The following is a 4,910-nucleotide window of genomic DNA, read 5'->3' on the forward strand; positions in this document are numbered from 1 at the left end:
ATCCACCTGTTCGCAGGAAGGTAAGCCCCCTTTAGGGGGTTGGGGGTCTCTTAGAGGGGTCTCGGGGTCTCTTATGGGACTTTGTTACTTGACATCTCATCGGTTTTGTCGAGACTTCAAACGAGTTGGGAATAAATTTAAGTCGGGTCGTAGGGGTTTTTCCACCAGATTGCGTTAATAAGGCAGAAAGCCCCGGAAATGTGGGACTCTCGAGGCAAAAAAGTAACATTAAAAAAATAAGAAACATGGTGAGAATTAAATTATTTGCACTATCTTTGTGCTTCGCAGTAGGCTTGTCGGGTGCCGATGCCCGGACGAGCGGCGGCAAGCTTGCAAAAGTAGGCGACCGCAACGAGTTTCGCATCGGCTACAGCGACGGGCTCACACTGGCCGCGGCGAGTTTCTGGGGCATCGGATTGGGAGATGCCCTGACGGGCACCACACGTTCCGACGAGGTGTCTACCGGCGTGTTCGGGGTGGGCTACCGATACGCCTTCGGGCGTTTCCGCGTGGGAGCCGACCTCGGTTTTGCCCAAGTGACAAGCAAAGTGACCCGTAAAGACTCGAAAGTGCCCGACATGAAGGAGACCCAGCTCAACTTCCTCGTGATGCCGGCGGCCGAGATGGTCTACTTCAAGCATGGCATCGTGGAACTCTACGGGTCGGTAGCCACAGGCGTAGACATCACCCGCACCTCGGAGAAAGGACTCACCGAGGCGGGCAGGAAGATGGCACGGGCCCATGCCGGGACGGAGACCGGCCTGGCTTTTCAGGTGAACCCGATAGCCGTGCGTGTGGGTAATGACCGCATCGGAGGATTTCTTGAAACCGGACTGGGCTACAAGGGATTTCTGACAGCGGGCGTAAGTCTCAGATTCTAACACGGAAAGAAGATACATTTGTTTTGATGGAAGTAGAAAGAAAAGAACTTTTCAAGGTGAGATTCAGCAAATACTATCCGGTGTTGTGCCATACGGCAGCCGGCTATGTTGCCGATGCGGATGATTGTGAGGACATCGTTCAAGACTTGTTCGTGAGCGTGTGGAATCATGAGAAAGACCGATTGCCCGAAGAAGAGTTTGCTTCGTATGTCACTGCTGCCGTGAAAAACAACTGCATCTCTTTTCTCAGAAAGAAACAGCGGTTGGACATCGTCTCGATGGACGAGCGGCCGATGGTTCTCGCCGACAGGGCCGAGGAGCTGGAACCGGAAGACAGGTATGGCGCAATGTTGCAGGACATGCTTTTGCAGATGCCTCCCAAATGTCGGGAGATATTTGAGATGAGCAAGCTCAGGAAGATGAAATACCGCGACATAGCAGCCACGCTCGGCATCTCGGAGAAGACCGTGGAAAACCAGATGGGAAAGGCACTGAAAATCATCCGTGCCTGTCTGATGTCCCGACCGATACTGATCATATTGACAGCCGTTTCACAATATATAGCATACAGCTTATGAACTGTTCAGATAATATCAACGAATTGCTTGCCCGCCACTTCGCCGGTGAGCCTCTCGACGGGGCTCAACAGGCGGAGCTGGATGCGTATATTCTGGCCAACGGCGAAGAATACGGGCGGCTGAAAAGCATCATGGAAGAGCCTGAGCCGAACGGGCATGGCCAAAAATGGGATGTGGCTGCGGCCTGGAAAAAGGTGGAGCGCCGGATAGAGAACGTTGTCCAAGACGAGAGAGAGACTGAACACCGTGCCCTCTTCCGGCCGCTCCACGCTTTTTTGGCCGTGGCCGCATCGTTGTTGCTGCTTTTCGGGGTCGGCATCTTCTACTTCGCCCGCAATTCGGGGGCTGATGAAGTGATGCTGGCCAATGACACCACGGGCGAGAAGTTGTTCACACTGCCCGACAATTCCACCGTGGAACTCTCCCCGGGCTCGTCGGTGGAGTTTGCCTCGGAAGGCAGGTTGGGCGACCGTAAGGTGACGCTGAAAGGCAGGGGAGCCTTCCATGTGCGCCACAACGGGACCGACTTTGTGGTGAGTGCGGCCGGCTTGCAGGTGGAAGTGCTCGGCACGGCCTTCACCGTGGATGTGTCCGATCCGGCCCGGGGGAGCGTGCAGGTGGCGCAAGGCCGGGTGCGTGTGTCTGCGGGGCATGACAAGGTGGTGCTCGTCCGGGGGCAGAGAGTGACTCTCGAAAGGGGGAAACTGCACCTCGCCGATGGCGGAGAGCAACCTGCACCGCAACCGAAATGGGTCAATTTCGACAATGTGCCCATCAGCGAAGTGGCCGGCAGGTTGGAGAAAGAACTTCACATACGGATAGAGTTGGGAGCGGGGGTGAAGGAGAATACCATCACCACGCGCGTGAATCTCTCGCAGCCCGGAGCCGTGTTGCAGGAACTCTCCATGCTCTGTGGTTGCAAGTGCGACACTGTCGCGCCGCAGCACTACAAGTTCTACTATAAATAAGGGATGAAGATTCGCTTTCTATTGATGGTGATATTGACTCTTGGGTCGCTCTCGGCAGAGGGACAAGAGAGTGTGGCAGAAGAGGTCGTCAGGGTAGACGCCTCTTCTGCCACGATGCTTCAATGGTTCGGGCGAATCGAGAAAGAGACGGGCGTGGTGCTGTCTTACAATCCTTCGCTGCTCGACATGAAGCGGAGATGCCGTTTTCAGCGGGCCGGCGAAATCCGCATCGACCGCCTTCTGGCCGTCTTGCTGGAGGGCTACGACTATCAGCTGGTGCCGCTCCCCGACCGCAAGCTGCTCATCAGGGTAGACCGCGTGCTCTACCACGACCTCTCGGGCACGGTGAGGGAGGCCGGCAGTAACGAGCGTCTGTTTGGTGCCACGGTAACGGTGACCGACGGGAAAGGCAACAAAAGCTATGACGTGACCGACAACAACGGCGTGTTCAATATCAAGGTGAGCGACGGCGACTGCCGCATCGAAGTGAGCTATGTGGGCTACACCGCATACGATGAGCATCTGCGGGTGGCGGGCGACGACCGCTTCGTGTTGGTAGACCTGAAGCCCATTCCCTTCAGGTTGAAGGCCGTCAACGTGAAACGGCGGAAAAGCGTGGAGGAGTTTGACGAGGTGTCGCCCTCCAACATGACTTCTTTCAGCAGCACCGACCTGTTTGCCCAGCTTCGCATCCTGCCCGGCGTGTCGTCCTCACAGGCCAATCTCGACTTCAATGTCTATGGTGGATCCACCGACGAGAATCTCTTTCTGCTCGATGGATTCCCTATCCATAATCCCGGCCACATCAACTCCATGCTTACAGCCTTCAATGGCGATGCCCTCAAGAGCGTATCGTTCTACAACGGCTTCATCCCCACACGGTTTGAAGGACGGCTCTCCTCGGTGACCGATGCACGGGTGCGCGATGGCAACAAGCGCCGGTTTGTCAACACGCTGTCGCTCGATATGCCCGCAGCCTCGGCCGTGCTGGAGGGCCCCATCGTGAAAAACAAGCTGTCGTATATCATCAGCGGGCGGCGGAGCTGGCTCGACTTCTTCGATGGGATGCTGGCAGAGAAAGACCGGACCAACCACACTTTTTACGACTTCAACGTGAAACTGTCGTGCGATCTGGACTCGGCGACCTCCATGAGCGTCTCGGCCTACAACTCATCCGACGACCAGCACTATCGGGAAGAGGGCGAGAAGCCGCACTCCTTGCTCCATTGGCACAACCAGCTCTATGCCTTCCACTTCAACACGAGTCTCAGTTCGCAGGTCACCAACAGCACTTCCATAGCCTATTCTTCCCATACCAACAGTGCCAACGGCGAAGACTTCGACAACGACAGCACGGGCATTGTGAGCACCCACATCCAGAGTTGTTATGCCATCACCGAATTCACCTATAATCCGGGAAGCATCTACACAGTCCGGTGGGGACTGAAGGGCATGTATGAACGATATGGATTGGTGACTCACGGCAAAGAACTGAAAAATTCATGGGAACCGACCAGAAAGTTCTCCATGTTCTATGACAGCCGCATACGCATCACGCCGAGACTCTATACGCAGGTGGGGCTCAATTTCGTGATGTACATTCCGCGCAACTACCGCCGCTATTACAGTGTGCAGCCCCGCTTCTCGTTGAAATACTCCATAGGCGACGAAGACTTGCTATACGCCGGACTCTCCAACATGGAACAATACTACCACCACGTGCGCATGTCGGAAGTGCCCACGCCTTTCGACTTCATTATGCCCACCATCGGCAATCTCAAGCCCAGTGCGGCCACCCATATTGAGACCGGATGGAAGCATTTCCTGCCCAATGGCATCATGGAGTTTTCGCTCTACTACAAGCACAGAAAACACATCTTGGGGCTTTTCCCCACCATTGGTTCCGGGGGCGAGGACTGGGTGAATAATATTCTGGATGGCAATGGCGACAGCTATGGGGCGAGCCTCTATGTGAATAATAGTTGGAAGCAGCTCAACTGGCAGTTCTCTTACACCCTTTCGAGCAGCCGTGAGTGGTTTGACCGGTTGAATGGACGGGAAAAAATGCCCTCGCTCTATGATGTGCCGCATATCCTGAATGCGGCTGTGGCCTACGACATCGGCAAGCATTCTACGGTGGCTCTTGGTGCGAACATGCACTCCGGAAGGGTGTTGCTCAATGTGGAATATAAGGAAAACGGCAAACCGGAATACTCCCGTTCGGAGCGCGACCCCATGCGTTACCGTGTGGATGCAAGCTATACGTTCCGCCGCGATTTCAAGAAATCCAGACTGCTGCTGCGTTTCGGTCTCTACAACGTGCTGGGCAATCCTTCGGAAGCAGAGATGCTGTATTTCTTTTCCATCAAGTTCAACAACCATTGTATGCCGTTCGGCACCGTTTCTTTCAGATTTTAGTAGACGGGAATGGAGTTTTTCCTTCTATTTCTTCTTTCCACCAACAAAAACAGGCAGCCCATCGG

At 54.9% G+C, this 4,910-nt stretch carries 4 protein-coding genes; all 4 read left to right on the forward strand.

Features of this window, described 5'->3' with window-relative positions; translation table 11 throughout:
* Window positions 1-245 precede the first annotated feature (245 nt).
* From HMPREF6485_RS03415 to HMPREF6485_RS03430, 4 genes are read left to right on the forward strand one after another with little or no spacing between them, the layout of a single operon-like run.
* Window positions 246-881 carry a hypothetical protein gene (locus tag HMPREF6485_RS03415; RefSeq protein ID WP_004343600.1) on the forward strand — a complete coding sequence of 212 codons (636 nt, stop codon included), beginning with the start codon at window positions 246-248 and terminating at the stop codon, window positions 879-881.
* 26 nt (window positions 882-907) lie between these two features.
* Window positions 908-1,459 (forward strand): RNA polymerase sigma-70 factor, encoded by a 552-nt coding sequence (locus HMPREF6485_RS03420; RefSeq protein ID WP_004343603.1) that lies wholly within the window; start codon window positions 908-910, stop codon window positions 1,457-1,459.
* Complete coding sequence (locus HMPREF6485_RS03425; RefSeq protein ID WP_004344698.1) at window positions 1,456-2,427, forward strand: FecR family protein; 972 nt, start codon at window positions 1,456-1,458, stop codon at window positions 2,425-2,427. Before HMPREF6485_RS03420 ends, HMPREF6485_RS03425 begins: the two co-directional genes overlap by 4 nt.
* A 3-nt stretch (window positions 2,428-2,430) precedes the next feature.
* Window positions 2,431-4,845 (forward strand): TonB-dependent receptor, encoded by a 2,415-nt coding sequence (locus HMPREF6485_RS03430; protein ID WP_004344699.1) that lies wholly within the window; start codon window positions 2,431-2,433, stop codon window positions 4,843-4,845.
* Window positions 4,846-4,910 lie beyond the last annotated feature (65 nt).

Source organism: Segatella buccae ATCC 33574 (assembly GCF_000184945.1).
In the GTDB taxonomy this organism is placed as follows: Bacteria; Bacteroidota; Bacteroidia; order Bacteroidales; family Bacteroidaceae; genus Prevotella; species Prevotella buccae.